This window comes from Micromonospora globosa (assembly GCF_000717585.1).
Classification (GTDB): domain Bacteria; phylum Actinomycetota; class Actinomycetes; order Mycobacteriales; family Micromonosporaceae; genus Micromonospora; species Micromonospora aurantiaca.
On record NZ_JNZR01000034.1, the window covers coordinates 1 to 22,038 of the forward strand.

The window sequence follows — 22,038 nt, forward strand, 5'->3', positions numbered from 1 at the left end:
GTCCACACAACCGCCCATGATCGACGGTGGCTGCACCCGTTCACACACCACACCAAGCCCCAGCTCAGCCAAGGTCAACATCCCCGGCTGGAGTACTAGTTGCGGACTGAATGTCCACGTCAGGCTCACGTAGCGCTGAGTAGTTCGCAGATGCGGGGCATCCGCGGCGAAAAATGGCTTTGTGGTGCTTCGCATCTGCGGACGGTGTCTCGATTTCTGCGATAGCTCTCCCGCCTGCTACTGCCTAGTTGCACCGATACCGGTGCCTTTAAGGTGAATGGGTCGGCTGAGTGGCGGATTAGGAAGCGATATTTCGCGTACCGGCGAAGTCTCGGTTGCTGTTGGTGAGGGAGCCTGGGTCGAGCTTAGGCTTGGCGGTCTCACCCGTAGCGTTATAGCCTGATCGTAGGTGTCGACAGCGAAACGGTAGTCCTCGAAGGGACTCGCCGCTGCTGGCGTTCTGAGGTCAAGTCACGCCTTCGGGCCGACGTGCCGGTCGAGGGCGGCCACTGCCTCCCGGCGCGCCACCGACAGGGAGTTGCGGCGGTTCATCCGCCAGGCGATGCCGAGCCGGTCGAGCGCCTGCTGACAGAGGCCCATGATGTCGGCGGACTCGTTGGCGAACATGTAGCGCGGATAGACGTAGCGCTTGCCGCGCACGACCACCTGATTGGCGAAACGGCAGCCGTCGGAGTGGAACAGGCCGCGCAGGAAGTCGCCCGGATGGGCCTCGACGATGGGTCGCTGCCAGTCGGTCAGGACGATCGGCCGCTCGTGCTTCTTGCCGGGCCCGTGCTGCGGTAGTAGGCACGGCCAGTGCTTGCCGTAGCTCTGCACATTGACGCAGCCCGGTTTGGAGACCCGCTGCACCTTTTCGGCCAGCACCGCTCGCATGGCGTCGTCGCACGCTTCGATCAGGCCCGGCCAGCAGTCGCTGCAGGCGATCCGGAGTACCGGCACCCGGGCCTTGGTGACGAGGTGCCCGTCGCCGAGGTAGAGGCCGAGGAGATAGGCGTAGGCCGCCGGGTCTGCCGGAGCGTGCATGTCGTCACGACAGCGGAAGCATCGCAGTGCGGTGCCCTGCTGCTTCGGCACCGGCCGATCCTTGCACCAGTGGCGGACCGTCGGATAGGAGAGCCCCACGGTCCGCGCCACCTCGGCGACGGTGGCGCCGTCGAGGTAGAGACGCCGCGCCCGGGCGCGCAGTTCGGGTGGATGCACAGCCCTATGGTCGAACGCCTGTATGACATTTCTGGTGCCCTCGGTGGGATTCGAACCCACACTGTATGGAGTTTGAATCCATTGCCTGCTGCCAGTTGGGCTACGAGGGCGCTCCGTGATTCGGCCTCGACAGCCTACCCGCTAGGCTGAGGGCGGCGACACCCGGCAGGGCGGGTGTCGGGCTCGAACCGGTGGGAGTGGCTCGTGGGCGAGATGCAGGCGGACGCCGAGCGCAAGCGCGTTCTGATCGCCGAGGACGAGGCGCTCATCCGGCTGGACCTGGCCGAGATGCTTGTCGAAGAGGGCTACGAGGTGGTCGGCGAGGCCGGTGACGGCGAGACCGCCGTCAAGCTCGCCGAGGAGCTCAAGCCGGATCTGGTCATCCTCGACATCAAGATGCCGATCATGGACGGGCTGGCCGCCGCCGAGCGGATCGCCGGCGCGCGCATCGCCCCGGTGATCATCCTGACCGCGTTCAGCCAGCGTGACCTGGTGGAGCGGGCGCGGGCGGCCGGCGCGATGGCGTACCTGGTCAAGCCGTTCCAGAAGAGCGACCTGGTGCCGGCGGTGGAGATCGCGCTGTCCCGCTACTCCGAGATCGCCGCGCTGGAGTCGGAGGTCGCCGGTCTCACCGACCGGCTGGAGATCCGCAAGACCGTCGAGCGCGCCAAGGGTGCGCTGATGACCACGTACGGGATGACCGAGCCGCAGGCGTTCAAGTGGATCCAGCGCACCGCGATGGACCACCGGATGACCATGAAGGAGGTCGCCGAGCGGATCCTCGCGGAGACCGCCGGCGGCGAGGTGGAGCAGCCCGCGTCCTGACCTCCCGCGGAGGCGTCCGATCGATAGGATCGGATCCATGCCTTCCGCGCGCGCCCGGCCGGTCCTCGTCGCCGTCGTCGCCGCGCTGCTCCTGGTGGCCTGCCACGCGACTCCGCGACCGCTGCCCGAGCCCGCCCCCGTACGACCGCAGTGGCAGTCCGTCGATCTGGCCCTTCCCGCCGGCGCCACCGGACGTCCGGTGCTGCGCGACGTCGCGCGGTGCGCCGGCCGGTGGTACGTGGTGGGCGGGCTGGTCGATCCGGCGGGGGAGACCCGCCCGGCTGCGTGGTCCTCATCGGACGGCGTGACCTGGTCGCCGATTCCGGTGCGCGCGCAGACGTTCTACGGCCGCCAGCACGTGCTCTACGCGGTGGCGTGCCGCGACGACGGGATGGCGGCGCTGGGCGCGAAGACCGGTGGCGTGCACGGCAATCCGCGTACCGGAACGTGGGTGTGGCGTCCGGGTGGGCCGTTGCGGGAGATTCCGGCGGCGTTCGAGTTGTTCGGCGGCCCGCGCGCGGTGAGCGCGTCGCGGCTGGCGGCGGGTCCGGCCGGCTGGCTGGTCGCCGGGGCGCGCGCGGACGGTGCGGCGGTGTGGTCGTCGCCGGACGCGGAGGGGTTCGTCCTGCGCGAGGGGGTCGCGGAGCTGGCCGGCGACGGCCGGGGCCGGACGGCGGCGTACGACGTGGCGGCTGTGGGGCCGGGCTGGCTGGTGGTGGGGTCGTTGCTGCCGCCCGGCGGTACGTCCCGGACGCCGCTTTCGTGGTTCTCGGCCGACGGCCGGGTGTGGCGGCGGGTGGCTCTGCCGATGCCGGCGGGTACCTCCGGGGCGGCGGAGCGGGTGGTGCCGGCCGACGGCGGGCCGGTGGCGGTCGGCCCGGTGGGTGACCGCTTCGCCGTGTGGCGCGGGTGCGACGACTGCGGCTCGCCGTCCGCCGGTTCGGCGGGTGCGGCGCAGGGGTGGCGGCGGGTCGGCGGGTTCGGCTCGGCGGGCCCCGGGGTGTCGTCGGTGGACGCGCTCGCGGCGTCCGGTGGGCGGCTCGTCGCGGTGACCGGGGACGGGGGTCAGCGACGGCTCTGGATGTCGCGTGACGGCGGTGCGTCGTGGCTTCCGGTGATCACGCCGGTGCCGGTGCCGGACGGGGGCGACGCGGCGCTGACGGTGGCCGTCCGCGACGACGGGCTGCTCGTGGTCGCCGACGACGGAAAAACATCCCGTGCCTGGTGGGGGGCGTTGTCCGCCGTCGATCGGTAGCGGGTGGGGAGGGCCTGGCCCGTTACCGAGGAATAGTCGGTGAAAGCCTTTGCCCGCCTTCGCTTCTTACGCCGATGGGCTTGAATCCGCCACGGCGTGTAACGGTTCGGTCAACCCCGCTTTCCAGGTCTTACGCCACCGCTCGCGGTGGGATAACGTCCCGGCCCAGACCGGCGACGACGGTCTTGGTTCGTCCACCCCGCAAGGGCCAATCAGCGGCGGGTGGTTCGGATCATGGACGGAGGAGGGTTCGGGCCTTGAGGCAGAAGCTCGCACGCGTGATCGGCGGGGTCGCCATGCTGGCGCTCGTCGCCGGTGGCACCGCTTGTTCCAGCGGCAGCGACGATGAGGGTTCCGGGGGCAGCGCCTGCGGGAGCAAGATCGCTTTCTTCGGCGCGCTGACCGGTAGCTCGGCCGCGCTGGGCATCAACGAGAAGAACGGCGTCAAGCTGGCCGTCGACAAGTACAACAAGGAGAACCCGGACTGCAAGGTCGAGCTCGCCGAGCTCGACTCGCAGGGCAGCCCGGACCAGGCGCCGGGTCTGGCCCAGAAGGCGATCGACGACACCAAGATCCTGGGTGTCGTGGGTCCGGCCTACTCGGGTGAGTCCGAGGCCGCCGGCCCGCTGTTCAACGAGGCCGGTCTGGTCACCATCACCCCCTCCGCGACCAACCCGACCCTGGCCACCAAGGGCTGGAAGACGTTCTTCCGTGCGGTCGGCAACGACCTGAGCCAGGGCCCCGCCGCCGGCGTCTACATGAAGAACGTGCTCAAGGCCGACCGGGTCTACGTCATCGACGACCAGTCCGCCTACGGTGCCGGCCTGGCCGACGAGGTCAAGAAGGTGCTCGGCCCCGCGGTCGTGGGCAGCGACAAGGTCCAGGGCGAGGGCAAGCAGGTCGAGTTCTCCGGTGTGGTCACCAAGGTCAAGGCCGCCAACGTGAAGGCGGTCTTCTACGGCGGCTACTACCAGGAGGCCGGCCTGATCCGTAAGCAGCTCACCGCTGCCGGCGTCACCGCTCCGCTGGTCGCCGGTGACGGCGTGAACGACGGCGCCTACATCACCTCCGCCGGCCAGGCGGCTGCCGAGGGCACCATCCTCACCTGCCCCTGCCAGCCGTCCACCGAGGCGCGCGGCACCTTCGCCGCCGACTTCAAGGCGCTCAACGGCACCGACCCGGGCACCTACAGCGACACCGCGTTCGACGCGGCGAACATCCTGCTGGCCGGCATCAAGGCCGGTAAGACCACCCGTGCCGACCTGCTGGAGTTCGTCAAGGGCTACAACGGCGAGGGCGTGGCGTCCACCTACAAGTTCGTCGAGGGCGGCGAGCTCGACCCGGCGCAGGTCAAGGTCTGGGCGTTCAAGGTGCAGGGCGGCAAGGTCGTCCCGGACCAGGAGATCCCCAAGTCCTGATCGGTCGATCGCTGGGCTGGCGATTGAGTTGTGATCGCGGGTGCGGCCGGGAGCTGGCTCCCGGCCGCACCCTCTTTTTCTCTTGAGCGACGGAGCGTCCCTCCCTTGGACTTCGACGGATTGTTCTCCAACTTCGGGGAACTCACCACGACCGGCTTGACGCAGGGCGCCATCTACGCCCTGGTCGCGCTCGGCTACACGCTTGTCTACGGCGTGCTCAGGCTTATCAACTTCGCCCACTCCGAGGTCTTCATCGCCGGCGCCTTCGCCGCGATCTGGACCTGGAACGGCTTCGGACTCGACCAGAACTCGCAGGTCAGCGGCATCGGCTCGATCCTGTTCTACCTGCTGGTGGCGATGATCGTGGCGGCCATCGCCTCGGCGGGCACGGCGACTGTGATCGAACGGGTGGCGTACCGGCCGCTGCGGAAGCGCAACGCGCCGCCGCTGGCGTTCCTCATCACCGCGATCGGCGCCTCGATCGCCATCTCCGAGGCGTTCGGCGTCTACACCCGGCGTCTGCCGGAGGGCGCGCCCCGGCTGGTCAGCTCGGAGCCGCTGTTCCACATCGCCGGCGTGCCGATCGACGCGGTGCAGCTGCTCACGATCGGGTCCGCGCTGGTGATGATGTTCGCGCTGGACCAGTTCATCAACCGCAGCCGTACCGGCCGTGGCATCCGCGCGGTCGCCCAGGACGCCAACACGGCGGCCCTGATGGGCGTCAACAAGGACCGCATCATCCTGATGGTCTTCATCGCCGGTGGCACCATGGCCGGTGTCGCGGGCCTGCTCTACGACGTGCGGATCCAGACGCTGACCTACAGCGTCGGCTTCCTGCTGGGCCTCAAGGCGTTCACCGCGGCGGTGCTCGGTGGTATCGGCAACCTGCGCGGCGCGTTGGTCGGCGGCTTGCTGCTCGGCGTCGTGGAGAACTACGCCTCGGGCCTGTTCGGTAGTCAGTGGAAGGACTTCGCCGCGTTCGCGGTGCTGGTCGTGCTGCTGATGTTCCGGCCGACCGGTCTGCTGGGCGAATCACTGGGGAGGGCACGCGCATGACGACCACCATCGACCCGCCGGAGCGGCGGGAGACGGCGGCGGACAAGCTGCGGCAGGGTCGGCACGCGATCTCGGAGCGCTGGCATCACGCACCGCGCTGGGTGCGCTGGGTGCTGCTGGCCGCGGTCATCGTGTTCTTCTACGCGCTGCCGAACAAGGAGTTCTACCAGTACCTCGGGCCGATCCCGACGCCCGGGGCGAACTTCACCCAGGTGCTGTTCACGGTCTCGATCTACGTGCTGCTGGCGGTCGGGCTCAACATCGTGGTCGGCTTCGCCGGCCTGCTCGACCTCGGCTACTTCGGCTTCTTCGCCGTCGGCGCGTACACGGTCGCGGTGCTGACCTCGCCGAGCAGCAACCTCAAGACGCTGTGGCCGTGGCTGCTGGTGGTGCCGATCGCGATCGGCCTGACCATGGTCTCGGGCGTCATGCTGGGTACGCCGACGCTGCGCCTGCGCGGTGACTACCTGGCGCTGGTGACGCTCGGCTTCGCCGAGATGATCCGGATCGCAGCGGTCAGTTCCGAGTTCCTGAGGGGACAGCGGGGCTTCAGCGAGATCCCGCACCCGCCCGGCCAGTACGCCGACGGCCGGCCGTGGTTCGGCGTGCTCGACGCCCGCCCGTACTACTGGCTGGTGCTCACGCTGATCATCCTGGTGGTGATCGGGGTGCGGAACCTGACCCACAGCCGGGTCGGCCGGGCCTGGATCTCGATCCGCGAGGACGAGGACGCGGCCCAGCTGATGGGTGTGCCGACGTTCAAGTTCAAGCTGTGGGCGTTCGCCTCCGGCGCGGCCATCGCCGGCCTGGCCGGCGCGTTGTTCGCCGGTAAGCAGAACTTCGTCAACTCGCAGAACTTCGAGTTGCTCAACTCGATCATCATCCTGGCCGCTGTCATCTTCGGCGGCTCGGGCAACATCGTCGGTGCGATCGTCGGCGGTGGCCTGGTGGCGTACATGATCGAGCGGTTCCGTGGCATCGAGCTGTTCGGCATCGAGCTGTACGAGTACCGGTTCCTCTTCTTCGGCCTGGTGCTCGTGGTGATGATGATCTTCCGGCCGCAGGGCCTGATCCCGAACCGGCGACGAGCGGCGGAGTTCAAGGACCGCCGCAAGGAGGTGATCGTCGGTGAGTGACACCGAGCAGACCCCGGCCGTTCCGGCCCAGGCGGCGGCCCCCGCCGTCGAGACGGTCAACGAGCGGGAGCCGTTGCTGGAGGTCGACCACGTCACGCTGCGCTTCGGCGGTGTGGTGGCCCTCAACGACGTGGACTTCACCCTCTACAAGGGTGAGATCCTCGGTCTCATCGGCCCGAACGGCGCCGGCAAGACCACCTGCTTCAACGCGATGACCGGCATCTACCAGCCCACCGAGGGGCAGATCCGGTTCCTGGGCCAGAAGATCAGTGGCAAGAAGCGCCACCAGATCACCCGCATGGGCATGGCCCGTACGTTCCAGAACATCCGTCTCTTCCCGGAGATGACCGCGCTGGAGAACGTCCAGGTCGGCGCGGACGCGCACCACAAGACCAGCGTGATCTCCGCCCTGCTGCGCCTGCCGCGGCACTGGAAGGAGGAGCGCGAGGGCCGGGAGAAGGCCGAGCGCCTGCTGGAGTTCGTCGGCATCCGCAACCGGATGCACGAGTTCGCCCGCAACCTGTCCTACGGCGAGCAGCGCCGGCTGGAGATCGCCCGCGCGCTGGCCACCGACCCGAAGCTGCTCTGCCTGGACGAGCCGGCCGCCGGCTTCAACCCGGCGGAGAAGGAAGAGCTGCTCCAGCTCATCCGGCAGATCCGGGACCAGGGCGTGACGGTGCTGCTGATCGAGCACGACATGCGCCTGGTGATGGGCGTGACCGACCGGATCGTGGTCCTGGAGTTCGGAAAGAAGATCGCCGAAGGGCTGCCCGCCGAGGTGCGGGACAACCCGAAGGTGGTCGCGGCGTACCTGGGGGTGCCGGACGATGCTGCTTGAGATCGAGGACGTGAGCCTGCTCTACGGGCGGATCCAGGCGCTGCACGGCATCAGCCTGACCGTGGACGAAGGGGAGATCGTCGCGCTGATCGGCGCGAACGGCGCCGGCAAGTCCACCACCATGCGGGCGATCTCCGGCATCCGGCCGGTCGCCTCCGGCCGGATCAAGTTCGCCGGTGAGGACATCACCAAGCTCCGGGCCGACCTGCGGGTGCGGCGCGGGCTGTGCCAGGCGCCCGAGGGCCGGGGCATCTTCCCCGGCATGTCGGTGCTGGAGAACCTGGACATGGGCGCGTACACCCGGCGCGACAAGGCCGGCATCGCGCAGGACCTGGCCCGGGTGCTGGAGCTGTTCCCGCGGCTGGCCGAGCGGCGCAAGCAGCCCGGCGGCACGCTCTCCGGCGGTGAGCAGCAGATGCTCGCGGTCGGCCGGGCGCTGATGAGCCGGCCGAAGCTGCTGCTGCTCGACGAGCCGTCGATGGGTCTCGCGCCGATGCTGATCCAGCAGATCTTCACGATCATCACGGAGATCAACCAGCAGGGCACCACAATCCTGCTGGTGGAGCAGAACGCCCAGCAGGCGCTGGCGCGGGCCCACCGGGCGTACGTGCTGGAGACCGGCCGGATCGTCAAGAGCGGTTCCGGCGCGGACCTGCTGCACGACCCCTCGGTCAAAGAGGCCTACCTCGGCGTGGCCTGACCGACCCCTCGCAAAAGGAGTACAGCCATGTTCCACCCCAACCCCGGACGGCGGGCGGCGCTCGGCGTCGCCGGTGCGGCCGTCCTGCTGCTCTCCCTCGCCGCGTGCGGCGAGAAGGAGAACTCGGCCGAGCCGGGCTCCGGCCCGTCGGTGTCCGCCACGGCCGACTCCACCCTGGCCGCGAAGGTGCCGGACGCCATCAAGGCCGACGGCGTGATCAAGGTCGGCACCGACTCGACCTACGCCCCGGCCGAGTTCCTCGACGCCGACGGCAAGACCGTGGTCGGCTTCGACGTGGAGCTGTTCAACGCGGTGGCGCAGAAGCTGGGTCTCAAGGCCGAGTACGAGTCGGCGCCGTTCGACGCGATCCTGCCCGGCGTGGGTTCGGGCAAGTACGAGGTCGGCGTCTCGTCGTTCACCATCAACCCCGACCGTCTCAAGACCGTCAACATGGTGAGCTACTACTCGGCGGGCACCCAGTGGGCGACCAAGAAGGGCAACCCGGCCGGGGTCGACCCGGAGAACGCCTGCGGCAAGAAGATCGCCGTGCAGGTCGGTACGGTCCAGCTCGACGACATCACCGCCCGGTCGAAGAAGTGCACCGACGCCGGCAAGCCGGCCATCAAGATCGACCAGTACCAGGCGCAGAGCGACGCCACCGCCGCCGTGGGCAGCGGCAAGAACGACGCCATGCTGGCCGACTCCCCGGTCGGCGCGTACGCGGTGAAGCAGAGCAACGGCCAGCTGGAGGTGCTCGGCGACATCTACGAGTCGGCGCCGTACGGCTACGCGGTGAACAAGGACCAGCAGGCGTTCGCCGAGGTGCTCAAGGAGGCCGTGCAGGCGGTCATCGCCGACGGCAGCTACAAGGCCGCGCTCGCCAAGTGGGGTGTCGAGGGTGGCGCCATCACCAACGCTGAACTGAACCCGTCGGTCTGACCATGTCGGTCGACACATCCGGACGGGCACGGCCAGAACCGATCAAGGCCGTGCCCGTGCGGCACCCCGGGCGCTGGGTCGGCGTGGCGGTCATCGCCGTGCTGGTCGCGATGTTCGTGCACATGCTGGTCACGAACTCCGCGTTCCAGTGGTCGTTCATGGTGGACGAGATGTTCCGCCCGCCGATCATCGAAGGGCTGCGCGGCACCATCCTGCTGCTGATCACGTCGATGGTGATCGGCATCGGCCTGGGCATCGTCATCGCGATCATGCGGCTGTCGCCCAACCCGGTGCTGCGTGGCGTGGCCTGGGTGTACACCTGGTTCTTCCGGGCGGTGCCCCGGCTGGTGCTGGCGATCCTCTTCGGCAACCTCGGCATCCTCTGGTCGCGGCTGGAGTTCGGCCTGCCGTTCGACCGGCAGATCGGCGCCCTGTTCGGGCTGCACGACTTCGAGGCCCGGCTGTTCGGGTTCAGCGCGGTGGACATCCTCACCGGCTTCGTCGCCGGCATGCTGGCGCTGGGCCTGTCCGAGGCCGCGTACATGGCCGAGATCGTCCGGGCCGGCATCCAGTCGGTTGACGAGGGGCAGACCGAGGCGGCTCAGGCGCTGGGCATGAGCCGGGCGCAGATCCTGCGGCGGATCGTGTTGCCACAGGCGATGCGGGTGATCATCCCGCCGACCGGCAACGAGACCATCGCGATGCTCAAGGACACCTCCCTGGTGGCCTTCGTGCCGGTGTCGATGGAGCTGTTCTTCCAGCTCAAGGCCGTCGGTTCCCGGACCTTCCAGCCCTTCCCGATGTACGTCGCCGCAACCCTGTGGTACCTGCTGCTGACCAGCGTCCTGTTGGTGGGGCAGTACTACCTGGAGCGGCACTACTCCAAGGGGTTCGGACGCAGCGGGCGGGCTCGGCAGCGGCTACGAGGGCTCGCCGCGGAGAGCGGCAGCACCACGAGTGGGACGGCGCAATGACGGATATGACCGCTTCCCCGCAGACGCCGACCGCCGAGCCCGGGCTGATGGTGCGGGCCGAGCAGGTGCACAAGTCGTTCGGGCCGCTGGAGGTGCTCAAGGGCATCGACCTGGAGGTCCGCTCCGGCGAGGTGTGCTGCCTGCTCGGGCCCTCCGGCTCCGGCAAGTCGACGTTCCTGCGCTGCATCAACCACCTGGAGAAGATCGACGCCGGCCGGATCTGGGTGGACGGCGACCTGATCGGCTACCGGGAGCGCGGCGGCAAGCTGTACGAGATGCGGGACAAGGACGTCGCCGCGCAGCGCCGTGCCATCGGCATGGTGTTCCAGCGGTTCAACCTGTTCCCGCACATGACGGTGCTCCAGAACGTCATGGAGGCGCCGGTGCTGCTGCGCCAGGCCAAGAAGGCGCAGGCCCGCGAGCACGCCGCGCAGTTGCTGGACCGGGTGGGCCTGGGCGACAAGCTCGGCGCGTACCCCGGTCAGCTCTCCGGCGGCCAGCAGCAGCGGGTGGCGATCGCCCGGGCGCTGGCCATGCGGCCGAAGCTGATGCTGTTCGACGAGCCGACCAGCGCGCTCGACCCGGAGCTGGTGGGCGAGGTGCTGGACACGATGAAGGACCTGGCCCGCGACGGCATGACGATGATCGTGGTGACCCACGAGATCGGCTTCGCCCGCGAGGTGGGCGACCACCTCGTGTTCATGGACGGCGGCGTCGTGGTCGAGCAGGGCGACCCGCGCGAGGTGATCTCGGCGCCGAAGCACGAGCGGACCAAGGCGTTCCTGGCCAAGGTTCTCTGACCTCGGCCTCCGGTGCGGCGCGCGCCGCACCGGAGGCCGGAGTTGTCGGGCGTACGGACTAGAGTCGCAGCCGTGACAGCTACGACGCCGCGCCTGCTCCTCGTCGACGGACACTCCCTGGCATACCGGGCGTTCTTCGCCCTGCCTGTGGAGAACTTCTCCACCACCACGGGGCAGCCGACCAACGCCGTCTACGGCTTCACCTCGATGCTGATCAACGTGCTGCGCGACGAGCAGCCGACGCACATCGTCGTGGCGTTCGACGTCTCCCGCCGCTCCTTCCGCACCGACAGGTACGCGGAGTACAAGGCCGGCCGCAGCGAGACCCCGACCGACTTCAAGGGCCAGGTCAGCCTGGTCAAGGAGGTCCTCGCCGCGCTGCGCGTGCCGGTGGTCGAGAAGGAGGGCTACGAGGCCGACGACGTCATCGCCACGCTCGCCTGCCAGGCCCGCGACCAGGGCATGGACGTGCTGATCACCACCGGCGACCGGGACGCGTTCCAGCTCGTCGGCGAGCGGGTGACGGTGCTCTACCCGCGCAAGGGCGTCTCCGACCTGGCCCGGATGGACCCGGCCGCGGTCGAGGCGAAGTACGGCGTCACCCCGGACCGCTACCGCGACCTGGCCGCGCTGGTCGGCGAGACCAGCGACAACCTGCCGGGCGTGCCCGGCGTCGGCCCGAAGACCGCCGCCAAGTGGATCAACCTGTACGGCGGCGTCGAGGGCGTGGTGGCCCGCGCCGACGAGATCAAGGGCAAGGCCGGCGACAGCCTGCGCGAGCGGCTGGCCGACGTGATCCGCAACTACGAGATCAACTGCCTGGTCTCCGACCTGGATCTGCCGGTCCGCCCCGAGGACGCCCGCTGGCAGGGCTGGGACCGCGAAGCGGTGCACCAGGTCTTCGACACGCTCCAGTTCCGCATCCTGCGTGACCGGCTCTACCAATACCTGGAAGCGGTCGAGCCGGAGGCCGAGGCGGGCTTCGATCTCGCAGGCGAGGTGCTCACCGAGCCGGGCGCGCTCGCGGGCTGGCTCGGCACGCACGCCCCGGCGGGCGCACCGGTCGGCCTGGCGGTCACGCTCGACACCGGCCCCAACCGCCGGCACACCGCCACGGTCACCGCGATGGCGCTGGCCACCGCCGCCGGCGCGGGCGCCTGGTTCGACCCGAGCCGGCTGGACGCCGACGACGAGGCCGCGCTGGCCGGTTGGCTGGCCGACGCGGAGCGCCCGAAGGTGCTGCACGACAGCAAGCCGGCGGTGCTGGCGTTCGCCGCGCACGGCTGGGAGCTGCACGGCATCGCCCGCGACACGCAGATCGCCGCCTACCTGGCCCGCCCCGACCAGCGCTCCTACGACCTGACCGACCTGGCGCTGCGCTACCTGCACCGGGAGCTGCGCGTCGACGCGCCGGAGACCGGTCAGCTCACTCTCGACGGGCTCGGCGACGAGGGCGTGGCCGAGCAGAACCTCATGCTCCAGGCCCGCGCCACGCTCGACCTGGCCGACGCGATCGACGCCGAGCTGTCCCGCGACGGCGAGCAGTCGGCCCGGCTGATGGCCGGCGTGGAGCTGCCGCTGATGCGGGTGCTCGCCACCATGGAGCGCACCGGCATCGCCGCCGACACCGACTACCTCTCCGAGCTGGAGGCGCACTTCGCCGCCGAGGTGAAGGCCGCCGCCCAGGGCGCGTACGAGGTGGTCGGCCGGGAGTTCAACCTCGGGTCGCCGAAGCAGTTGCAGGAGATCCTCTTCACCGAGCTGGGCCTGCCCAAGACCAAGCGGATCAAGACCGGCTACACCACCGACGCCGACGCACTCCAGTGGCTGTTCGCGCAGACCGAGCACCCGCTTCTGCACCACCTGCTGCGGCACCGTGACGTCGCGAAGCTCAAGTCGACTGTCGACGGGCTGCTCAAGTCCGTCTCCGACGACGGCCGCATCCACACCACGTTCAACCAGACCGTGGCGGCGACCGGGCGGCTGTCCTCCACCGAGCCGAACCTGCAGAACATCCCGATCCGCACCGAGGAGGGGCGGCGGATCCGGCGCGCGTTCGTGGTCGGCGAGGGCTACGAGTGCCTGCTCACCGCCGACTACAGCCAGATCGAGATGCGGATCATGGCGCATCTGTCCTCGGACGACGCGCTGATCGAGGCGTTCAACTCCGGGCACGACTTCCACGCCGCCACCGCGTCCTCGGTCTTCACTGTCGAGGTCGGCGACGTGACCGCCGACCAGCGCCGCAAGATCAAGGCCATGAACTACGGCCTGGCGTACGGGCTCAGCGCGTTCGGCCTGTCCCAGCAGCTCGGCATCAGCGCCGAGGAGGCGCGCGGGCTGATGGAGAACTACTTCGCCGGGTTCGGCGGGGTCCGCGACTACCTCCAGGAGGTGGTGGCCCGCGCCCGCCAGGACGGCTACACCTCCACCATCCTGGGCCGCCGCCGCTACCTGCCCGACCTGGTCAGCGACAATCGGCAGCGCCGCGAGATGGCCGAGCGGATGGCGCTCAACGCCCCGATCCAGGGTTCGGCGGCCGACATCATCAAGGTCGCGATGCTGCACGTCGACAGCGCGCTGCGCGACGCCGGGCTGCGGTCGCGGATGCTGCTGCAGGTGCACGACGAGCTGGTCTTCGAGGTCGCCCCGGGCGAGCGGGAGACGCTGGAGGCGCTGGTGCGCAAGCAGATGGGCGAGGCGTACCCGCTGTCGGTGCCGCTGGAGGTCTCGGTGGGCGACGGCCGCGACTGGAACAGCGCCGACCACTGACGCCACCGCCGCCCCACCCGCGCCGGCCACCGCCGCCCGCCCGCCCACTCACCCGCCCCGGCGTTGATCAAGGAGTTCAGAGGCCGAGCAGGACGGGCATCGCGTTGACCGCGCCGTGCACCACGAGCAGCGGCCACATCCGGCGGTACCGCGACCACAGGTAGCCGAGGAACAGCCCGGCAACCCCCTGGTTCACGATCACCGACGCCAGGTCGACGGCGGGCCGGCCGCTGCCCTGGATGGCCACGTGCCAGGCCGCCCACACCAGCGACGCGAGCACGATCGCCGGCCAGCGTCCCAGCAGCGACTCCCACCGGGTCTGCAGCCACCGCCGGTAGAAGACCTCCTCCAGCAGCGCGTTCACCGCGAAGGCCACCAGCAGCGTGACGGCCAGCTCGACCGGCGTGACGGTCCGCCCCCAGTCGCTCGCCGGCACGGCCAGCGGCGTCGCGTAACTGAGCACCAGCCACACCGCCACCGGCAGCGCCGGACCCCACCGGTGGGCGGCGTCCGCCGGGGCCGGGCCCGGCCGCCACCGCGGCGGCCACCGGCGCGCGACCAGGAACACCACGGTGGGCACGCCGAGCAGCAGCGCCAGCTTCAACACGGTGTACGCGGGTTCGCCGCCCAGCAGCGGCATGACGGCGGCGAACGCGATCCCGGCCAGCAGCAGCGGCACCGCCTCGCGGTAGGGCGCGACCGGGTCCGGCCACCTCGGGTCGGGTGCGGGCGGGATCAGCCGGATCAGCGCGATCCCGGCCAGCGCCGGTATCCACCGGCTCCACATCGGTACGGTGCCGTCGTGGTCGGCGCTGTACCGGATGCCGGTGTTCCCGGTCACCACCAGGAGGAGCGCCGCGACGGCGACGAGCCCGAGGCCCGCCACGAGGACCACCCGCCCGGCACGGGGATGACGGCCGGCGGTCGGGACGTCTGTCGTCATCGCCGGCACGGTACCAACGCGCGGCTAACGGACCGGGCGGCTCAGCCCTTGAGCGGGTCGTGACCCCAGTTCATCAGCGACCAGCGCCACCTGGTGTCCCGGACGTCGCCTGCGGGCCGCTGCGCCAGGTGGCGGTGGACGTACCCGATCACCTTGCGCATGTGCTTGTAGTCGGCGGCGGTGAGGTCGGCGCGCTTGCGGCGCAGCAGGTCGACGATGCGCCGGCCGGAGTCGTGGCCGACCGACTCGCCGCCCTGGGTGCCCTTCTTGTGCCAGCCGACGTGCTTGGACTCCTCGCTCTCCAGCCAGCGGGACAGCTCGCCCGGCTTCATGTTCACCGCGTCGGTGAACTCCCGGTACGTCTGCTGCGGGTCCTCAGCGCGACTCATGGCGAAGCACCTCCGGGCGGTGGGCCACGTCGCGGCCCGAGTCGTCGTTGGTGATCCGGTACTGCGGTTGCTCGGGCGAGGCGTTCACCGTGTGCCCGCGTACGTGGGTGCGCTCGGTCAGCTTCTCCTTGACGACGCCGTACGCCCGGCCGCTGTGGCTGGCCCAGGAGACGTGGTCGCCGGTGCGGAACTCGTTCTCGGCCATGCCGCCCGGTTACCCGCGGCGGGTACCGAGTAACGGCGTGCTCAGGGCCGGATCTCCGCGATCGGCAGCTTGATCGCGAAGGGCTCGGACAGCTCGATCACCTCGCTGCTGTCGTCCACCAGCTCGTACTGCCGCTCGCCGCCGGGGCCGATCCGGTCACCGAGCCGGTACGCGTAGAGGTGCACCGGATCCTGCTCGATCCGCCAGTAGAACGGGATCCCCGCGGCGGCGTACTCGCCCGGCTTGGCGAACCGGTCGACCCGCCGGGTGCCGGGGGAGACGATCTCGACGGCCAGGACGACGTCCGCCGGTCGCAGGAGGGACCTGTCGCTCGGCAGCCCGGCGTGGTGGAGCAGGACGTCCGGTTGGCGGCTGGTGTTGGGGCTGAGCCCGACCCCGACGGCTTGGGACGCCCGCAGGTGAACCGGTGCGTGCGATCGAAGCCAGAGCCACAGCAGGCTGGAGATTGTCTGGTGGCCCAGGGTGGGGGAGGGTGTCACCTGGAAGACTCCGTCGACGAGTTCGACGCGGGGGGCGTCGTCCGGCAGGGTGAGCAGATCCTCCAGCGTGTAGTCCGCACGCTGCTGCCGCATCGGGTCCGGACACCAGGGGCCAGGTGATGTCGGGATGGGCTCGGCGCTCATGCGGCGAGCGTACCGCCGGGTGCCGGAGCCCGTGTCGCACCGGACGTGCGACGCGCTCAGTCCGCCGGCTTCTCCGCGACGAAGATCGCCGTGCCGGGGAACAGCCGCCCGCGCAACGGGCTCCACTGCCCCCAGATCCCCTCGTGCCCGGCCGGCCACTCCGGCTCCACCAGGTCCAGCAGGCGGAACCCGGCGCCGACCAGCTCCCGGATCCGGTCGCCGAGGGTGCGGTGCTGCTCGACGTACGTGGCCACCCCGTGCTCGTCCTGCTCGACGTAGGGGGAGCGGTCGAAGTACGAGTGCACGGCGGTCAGCCCGCCCTCGCCCGGGTCGTCCAGGAAGATCCAGCGCATGGGGTGGGTGACCGAGAAGACCCACCGGCCGCCGGGGCGCAGCACCCGGGCCACCTCGCGCATCGCCGCCGCCGAGTCGTCCACGAACGGGATCGCGCCGAACGCGGTGCAGACGGTGTCGAACGCGGCGTCGGCGAACGGCAGGGCGAGCGCGTCGGCCTGCACCAGCGGCACGCGTACCCCGGTGCGCCCGGCGGCCTCGGCGGCGTGCCGCAACATGCCGGCGGACAGGTCCAGCGCGACCGGCCGGGCGCCCTGGGCGGCGAGCCAGCGGGCGGCGGCGGCCGCCCCGGCGCCGAGTTCGAGGATCCGCCGCCCGGCGACCTCGCCGAGCAGCCGGGCGTCGGCCTCGCGCAGGCCCTCCGGGCACCAGACGAAGTCGGCGTCGCCGAGGAACGCGCCGTGCTCGGCCTGGTACGCGTCGGCGTCGGTGTCCCACCATCCGCGGTTCGCGCGGCGGATCTCCCCGGCGTCGACCCGTCGGCGGGTCACCCTGTCGTCGTCCACGGGTTCACGCTAGGTCCGGCGGCCCGGACCCGGTGCGGTGGGGTGGTGGCTGGGGCGGATGTGACGGACGAGACAGCTGTGGCACCTTACCGCGCAAAATCTCCGCTTTCGCAGCGGATGAGTTCGCGCGGACCCGGGAGGGCTTGCACGCTGTGGTAATGCAGCGGGTAGGCTAGACGATGCGCTCGCGGATCGTGTGCCTCGGCAGGGAGCAGGTGCGCGGTCACCGGAGCCACTAATGATCTTCTCGCGTCGATCGTTCGGTGTGCCCGGCGACGGATCCGTTGGCGCGGCAGAGTCACCGCGACACCCATGCCCGCTGTGACAACCCATCCGACCGGAGCAACCGCCCACATGACGAGCAGCATCGAGGCCACCTCGAGCGCCAACAAGGTCACCCACGACGACCTCGGCTCTGAGGAAGCTTTCCTCGCCGCGATCGACGAGACCATCAAGTACTTCAACGACGGCGACATTGTCGAAGGCACCGTCGTCAAGGTCGATCGGGACGAGGTCCTGCTCGACATCGGCTACAAGACCGAGGGTGTCATCCCCTCTCGGGAGTTGTCGATCAAGCACGACGTGGACCCGGCCGAGGTCGTTTCGGTGGGTGACCACATCGAGGCCCTCGTCCTCCAGAAGGAGGACAAGGAGGGTCGGCTGATCCTCTCCAAGAAGCGGGCGCAGTACGAGCGGGCCTGGGGCACGATCGAGAAGATCAAGGACGAGGACGGCGTCGTCCGCGGTTCGGTCATCGAGGTCGTCAAGGGTGGTCTCATCCTCGACATCGGCCTGCGTGGCTTCCTGCCCGCGTCGCTCGTCGAGATGCGGCGTGTGCGTGACCTGCAGCCGTACGTCGGCCGCGAGCTCGAAGCCAAGATCATCGAGCTGGACAAGAACCGCAACAACGTGGTCCTGTCCCGCCGTGCCTGGCTGGAGCAGACGCAGTCCGAGGTGCGCACCGAGTTCCTCAACAAGCTCCAGAAGGGGCAGGTCCGCAAGGGCGTCGTCTCCTCGATCGTCAACTTCGGCGCGTTCGTCGACCTGGGCGGCGTGGATGGCCTCGTGCACGTCTCCGAGCTGTCCTGGAAGCACATCGACCACCCGTCCGAGGTCGTCGAGGTGGGCCAGGAGGTCGAGGTCGAGGTCCTGGACGTCGACCTGGACCGCGAGCGGGTCTCGCTGTCGCTGAAGGCGACGCAGGAGGACCCGTGGCGTCAGTTCGCCCGCACCCACGCGATCCAGCAGATCGTGCCGGGTAAGGTCACCAAGCTGGTGCCGTTCGGTGCGTTCGTCCGCGTGGACGACGGCATCGAGGGCCTGGTCCACATCTCCGAGCTGGCCGAGCGCCACGTGGAGATCCCGGAGCAGGTCGTGCAGGTCGGCTCCGAGGTCATGGTCAAGGTCATCGACATCGACCTGGAGCGCCGCCGGATCTCGCTGTCGCTCAAGCAGGCCAACGAGGGCTTCGTCGAGGGCGAGGAGCACTTCGACCCGACCCTCTACGGCATGGCCGCGACGTACGACGACCAGGGCAACTACATCTACCCGGAGGGCTTCGACCCGGAGACGGGCGAGTGGCTCGAGGGCTACGACAAGCAGCGCGAGACCTGGGAGCAGCAGTACGCCGAGGCGCGTCAGCGCTGGGAGGCCCACACCAAGCAGGTGCAGACCTCCCGCGCCGCCGACGCCGAGGCCGCCGCCAACCCGGCTCCGGCCACCACCGGCACCACCACCTCGACCTCGGCCCCGAGCCGTCAGGCCGAGGAGCCGGCCGGCACGCTCGCGACCGACGAGGCGCTCGCCGCGCTGCGGGAGAAGCTCGCCGGCGGCAAGTGACCGGACGCTGACGCCTGTTCGTCCCACCGGACGAGCCGGCGACTGCCTCTGACGACGGGCCCCGTCCCCGCGTTCCGCACCAGCGGAGCGCCGGGGGCGGGGCCCGCGTCGTACGCCGGGAGGGTTTGGCATGCGGACGGCAGATCCGGTTGACTGTCCGGGTGCTGAAGGTGGGGCTGACCGGCGGAATCGGATCGGGCAAGAGCGCGGTGGCGAGCCGGCTCGCCACGCTGGGCGCGGTGATCGTCGACTCGGACCGCATCGCCCGCGAGATCGTCGCGCCCGGCACCGACGGGCTGGCCGAGGTCGTCGCCGCCTTCTCCGAGAAGGTCCTGGACGCCGACGGGGCGCTGGACCGGGCCGCCCTCGGCGCGCTGGTCTTCGGCGACGAGGCGGCCCGCCGCACGCTCGAAGGGATCACCCACCCCCGGGTACGCGCGCGCAGCGCCGAGCTGGCCGCCGCCGCCCCCGCCGACGCGATCGTGGTGAACGACGTACCGCTGCTGGCCGAGGTGGGACTCGCGCCGACGTACCACCTGGTGGTCGTGGTGCAGACGGCCGTGCCGACCCGGATGGCCCGGCTGACCCGCGACCGGGGCATGGCCCCGGCGGAGGCCGAGCGGCGCATCGCCGCGCAGGCCGACGACGCCACCCGCCGTGCGATCGCCGACGTGCTCCTGACCAACGACGGCACGCTCACCGACCTGCACGCCGCCGTGGACGCCCTCTGGCGGGACCGCCTGTCGCCCTACGAGCGCAACGTCCGCGAACGCCGCGCCGTCCCGCCCGACCCGGCGGCGCTCGCCGGACCGGACCCGACCTGGCCCGAGCAGTACGCCCGGCTGGCCGCCCGGATCCGCCACGCGGCCGGCGGTGAGATCCGGGTCGACCACGTCGGCTCCACCGCCGTGCCGGGACTCGCCGCGCCGGACGTGATCGACATCCAGGTGACTGTGTCCTCGCTGAACGAGGCGGACGGGCCGCTCGCGCAGCGGCTGGCCGAGGCGGGTTTCCCGCGGCTGCCGGGCGAGTGGTGGGACGCCCCGCGACAGCCGGAGCCGGTGCGCTGGGCCAAGCGGCTGCACGGCGGCGCGGACCCGGCGCGTCCGGTGCGCCTGCACCTGCGGGAGGCCGGTTCGCCCGGCTGGCGGTACGCGCTGCTGATGCGCGACCACCTGCGCGCCGACCCGGCGCGGCGGGCCGACTACCTCCAGGTGAAGCGGGAGCTGGCGGCCGCCGCGCCGGAGCACGCCGCCTGGGGCACGGTGACCGATCCCTGGTTCGACGAGGAGCACCTGCGCGCCGAGGAGTGGGCCGCGCAGACCGGCTGGCGGCCCTGACCGGGCCGTCCCGGCGGCGCCGGTTCGGCGGACCGCGGAGGCCGCGCCGGTTCAGCGCGACGTCGAGGCCGACGATCCGCCGCTGCCCGCCGTACGACCCGGCGTGAGGTCCAGCCGGATCCACACGCCCGGCCCGGTCCGCAGCTCCATCCGGTGCGGCACACCGCCCCGGTCCAGCCACAGGCGTCTGCCGCCCGGCACCTCGAACACGTCGACCGTCCGGTCGCCCAGCCGGTCCTCCCGGACCCGGACGGTGTCACCGGCGGGCGCGCGCCGGGCCGCCCGCAGCGCCGCGTCGAGCAGCCGGTCCAGGTCGTCGCCGGGCGGGCGCGCGGGGGCCGCGAGCAGCGCGGCCGGCACCGGTGCCGGGGGAGTGGCGGGCCCGTCGGGGGACCGCTGTACCTCGGCCACCCGTCCCGGCCGGACCCACCGGAGGGTACGCCTGCCGCTGCCCTCCTCGGTCACCGCGAGGTACGCCGACGGGCTCGTCCAGTCCACCGTGCCGGTGGCCCGCAGGTTCGCCGACGGGGCGAGCGGAGCGGCCACCGTCACCGCCGCGCCGCGCAGTGCCCGGAGCCGGGCGGGCAGCGCGGCCAGCCGGGCGACTTCGTCATCGGTGAGCGCCCGGGGCTGCCCGGGCCGGCCGCCGAGGGCGTCCACCGGATGCAGTGTGGGCCGGTCGGCGCGGGTCAGGTCGACGGTGACGGGTGTGCCGTCGGCCAGCCGGCCGGTGAGCCGGTGCAGCCGGGCGTCGGCGTCCACCCACAGCGTCGGCCGCGGGTCACCAGGCGGTGCGAGGGATGCCTGGAGCACGTCCACCGGGATGCCGCCGACCCGGTCGGCGCGTAGCCACCGGCCGTCGGCGGCGGGCCTGTCGACCCGGTCGGCGCCGAGCCCGATCAGCAGGTCGCGTACCGCGCCGAGGCCGTGCCCGCCGGCCGGGGACCGCATCCGCCACCGGTCCGCCGGCGGCACCAGCGGGGGCCGGGCCGGGGTGGGCAGCGCGCCGGGGTCGGGCCGCACCAGCAGCGCGGACGCGGTGGCCTGGACCAGGCCCCTGTCGTCGCCCGCGCCCGGGCCGCCGACGTCCAGATAGACCAGGGGGCGGGCCCAGTCGACCCAGCCGACCAGTTCGGTACGGGCGCCGCCGGCGCCGACCGTGACCCGGACGCCGGCGCGTACGTCGCGCAGGTTGGTGACCCGCAGCGCGGCCACCCGGTCGGCCTCGGCGGCGTTGAGCGGGCGCGCCGTCCCGGTGTCGTCGCCGCCGGGTACCCAGGTCAGCAGCCCGGCGACGAGCGTCGCGGCGGAGAGCGCGGCGGCTGCCACGAGCGCGGCGAGCGCGATCCGGCGCCGGTCCGGCCCGTCCGGCGGGTCGTCGGCGCCGTCCAGTTCCGGGTCGCCGCCCGGCCGGGTGGTGAGTGTGGGACGGCGGCCGGCGAGCGGGTCGGCGCGGCGGCGCCGGCCGGCCACGGTGGCGGGCCGGGTCGGTGCGCCGGTGCGGCCGCGGCGGTGGCCGCGACCCGGTTCCCGGGGTACGGCCTGGTCGCCGTCGCCACGTGCGGAGAGCCGGTGCGGGCGGCTCACGCCGCGCTGGCGGCCCGGCTCGTCGGCGGGCGGGGGCGTGCCGGTGTCGGGCTCGCGTCGCGGCCGGCGGTCGGGAGAGGTCCCCACGAGTGGAGAACGCGAGAGCGGGGTTTCGGTGACGAGCAGGGGCGCTCGCGGCGGCCGGTCAGCGCTGCGCGCGACCACCGTCGGCGCGCACGCCGGTCGTCCCGGGTGCTGCGGCCCTGGCGCCGGGGGCGACCGGCCCGCGAGGGGCGATCACCGGCCCGGTCGGCCGCCGCGAGCGGCCTACGGTACGAGGGTAGACCGGTGAGATGA

General features: G+C 71.3%; 20 protein-coding genes, 1 tRNA gene and 1 pseudogene. 13 read left to right on the top strand and 9 right to left on the bottom strand.

The window, feature by feature from the left end:
- From IF06_RS34455 to IF06_RS0125895, 3 genes are all read right to left on the bottom strand, one after another.
- Positions 1-195: hypothetical protein (locus IF06_RS34455; RefSeq protein WP_232236770.1), on the bottom strand; the 195-nt coding region annotated here is incomplete at its 3' end.
- 276 nt (positions 196-471) lie between these two features.
- Positions 472-1,281, bottom strand: a complete 810-nt coding sequence (locus IF06_RS0125890; protein ID WP_255368276.1) for a helix-turn-helix domain-containing protein — start codon at positions 1,279-1,281, stop codon at positions 472-474.
- Positions 1,254-1,331, bottom strand: a tRNA-Leu gene (locus tag IF06_RS0125895). The genes IF06_RS0125890 and IF06_RS0125895 overlap by 28 nt, the downstream gene beginning before the upstream one ends.
- A gap of 94 nt (positions 1,332-1,425) precedes the next feature.
- Here IF06_RS0125895 and IF06_RS0125900 point away from each other — a divergent pair.
- From IF06_RS0125900 to polA, 11 genes are all read left to right on the top strand, one after another.
- Positions 1,426-2,046, top strand: coding sequence for an ANTAR domain-containing response regulator (locus IF06_RS0125900; RefSeq protein ID WP_013287522.1), 621 nt, complete (start codon positions 1,426-1,428; stop codon positions 2,044-2,046).
- 37 nt (positions 2,047-2,083) lie between these two features.
- Entirely contained in the window at positions 2,084-3,301 is a 1,218-nt protein-coding gene (locus IF06_RS0125905; RefSeq protein ID WP_013287521.1) for a hypothetical protein, read from the top strand.
- Between the two features lie 257 nt (positions 3,302-3,558).
- On the top strand, positions 3,559-4,719 hold the full coding sequence (locus IF06_RS0125910; RefSeq protein WP_030274113.1) for a branched-chain amino acid ABC transporter substrate-binding protein: 1,161 nt from the start codon (positions 3,559-3,561) through the stop codon (positions 4,717-4,719).
- A gap of 105 nt (positions 4,720-4,824) precedes the next feature.
- Complete coding sequence (locus IF06_RS0125915) at positions 4,825-5,775, top strand: branched-chain amino acid ABC transporter permease (protein ID WP_013287519.1); 951 nt, start codon at positions 4,825-4,827, stop codon at positions 5,773-5,775.
- Entirely contained in the window at positions 5,772-6,911 is a 1,140-nt protein-coding gene (locus tag IF06_RS0125920) for a branched-chain amino acid ABC transporter permease (protein ID WP_030274114.1), read from the top strand. The genes IF06_RS0125915 and IF06_RS0125920 overlap by 4 nt, the downstream gene beginning before the upstream one ends.
- Entirely contained in the window at positions 6,904-7,749 is an 846-nt protein-coding gene (locus IF06_RS0125925) for an ABC transporter ATP-binding protein (RefSeq protein ID WP_013287517.1), read from the top strand. Before IF06_RS0125920 ends, IF06_RS0125925 begins: the two co-directional genes overlap by 8 nt.
- On the top strand, positions 7,739-8,449 hold the full coding sequence (locus tag IF06_RS0125930; RefSeq protein WP_013287516.1) for an ABC transporter ATP-binding protein: 711 nt from the start codon (positions 7,739-7,741) through the stop codon (positions 8,447-8,449). Before IF06_RS0125925 ends, IF06_RS0125930 begins: the two co-directional genes overlap by 11 nt.
- A gap of 27 nt (positions 8,450-8,476) precedes the next feature.
- Entirely contained in the window at positions 8,477-9,388 is a 912-nt protein-coding gene (locus tag IF06_RS0125935; protein ID WP_030274117.1) for an ABC transporter substrate-binding protein, read from the top strand.
- A 2-nt stretch (positions 9,389-9,390) separates the two neighbouring features.
- A complete protein-coding gene (locus IF06_RS0125940) occupies positions 9,391-10,362 on the top strand; it encodes an amino acid ABC transporter permease (protein ID WP_030274120.1) in 972 nt (323 codons plus the stop codon).
- Between the two features lie 5 nt (positions 10,363-10,367).
- Positions 10,368-11,162 carry an amino acid ABC transporter ATP-binding protein gene (locus tag IF06_RS0125945; RefSeq protein ID WP_030274122.1) on the top strand — a complete coding sequence of 265 codons (795 nt, stop codon included), beginning with the start codon at positions 10,368-10,370 and terminating at the stop codon, positions 11,160-11,162.
- A gap of 72 nt (positions 11,163-11,234) precedes the next feature.
- A complete protein-coding gene (gene polA / locus IF06_RS0125950; protein WP_030274124.1) occupies positions 11,235-13,934 on the top strand; it encodes a DNA polymerase I in 2,700 nt (899 codons plus the stop codon).
- A gap of 76 nt (positions 13,935-14,010) precedes the next feature.
- Here the strand turns inward: polA and IF06_RS0125955 are convergent, their stop codons facing one another.
- The 5 genes and pseudogenes from IF06_RS0125955 to IF06_RS0125975 all read right to left on the bottom strand — a co-directional run bounded on the left by IF06_RS0125955 (position 14,011) and on the right by IF06_RS0125975 (position 16,975).
- Complete coding sequence (locus tag IF06_RS0125955; protein WP_030274126.1) at positions 14,011-14,877, bottom strand: CPBP family intramembrane glutamic endopeptidase; 867 nt, start codon at positions 14,875-14,877, stop codon at positions 14,011-14,013.
- Positions 14,878-14,921: 44 nt separating this feature from the next.
- A pseudogene (locus IF06_RS0125960) lies at positions 14,922-15,266 on the bottom strand (DUF3140 domain-containing protein); the annotation flags it as partial.
- Positions 15,253-15,471 (bottom strand): DUF2945 domain-containing protein, encoded by a 219-nt coding sequence (locus IF06_RS0125965; protein WP_030274128.1) that lies wholly within the window; start codon positions 15,469-15,471, stop codon positions 15,253-15,255. The gene IF06_RS0125965 and the pseudogene IF06_RS0125960, both read right to left, overlap by 14 nt.
- Positions 15,472-15,512: 41 nt before the next feature.
- A complete protein-coding gene (locus tag IF06_RS0125970) occupies positions 15,513-16,064 on the bottom strand; it encodes a Uma2 family endonuclease (protein ID WP_013475852.1) in 552 nt (183 codons plus the stop codon).
- Between the two features lie 107 nt (positions 16,065-16,171).
- Positions 16,172-16,975: a class I SAM-dependent methyltransferase gene (locus tag IF06_RS0125975; protein ID WP_030274129.1), complete on the bottom strand. Its 804-nt coding sequence runs from the start codon at positions 16,973-16,975 to the stop codon at positions 16,172-16,174.
- 312 nt (positions 16,976-17,287) lie between these two features.
- Here IF06_RS0125975 and rpsA point away from each other — a divergent pair, with 312 nt between their 5' ends.
- Positions 17,288-18,814: a 30S ribosomal protein S1 gene (gene rpsA / locus IF06_RS0125980; RefSeq protein ID WP_047893869.1), complete on the top strand. Its 1,527-nt coding sequence runs from the start codon at positions 17,288-17,290 to the stop codon at positions 18,812-18,814.
- Positions 18,815-18,975: 161 nt separating this feature from the next.
- Positions 18,976-20,154, top strand: coding sequence for a dephospho-CoA kinase (gene coaE / locus IF06_RS0125985; RefSeq protein WP_030274131.1), 1,179 nt, complete (start codon positions 18,976-18,978; stop codon positions 20,152-20,154).
- A gap of 51 nt (positions 20,155-20,205) precedes the next feature.
- Here the strand turns inward: coaE and IF06_RS0125990 are convergent, their stop codons facing one another.
- Positions 20,206-21,828 carry a hypothetical protein gene (locus IF06_RS0125990; RefSeq protein WP_232236772.1) on the bottom strand — a complete coding sequence of 541 codons (1,623 nt, stop codon included), beginning with the start codon at positions 21,826-21,828 and terminating at the stop codon, positions 20,206-20,208.
- Positions 21,829-22,038: the final 210 nt, after the last annotated feature.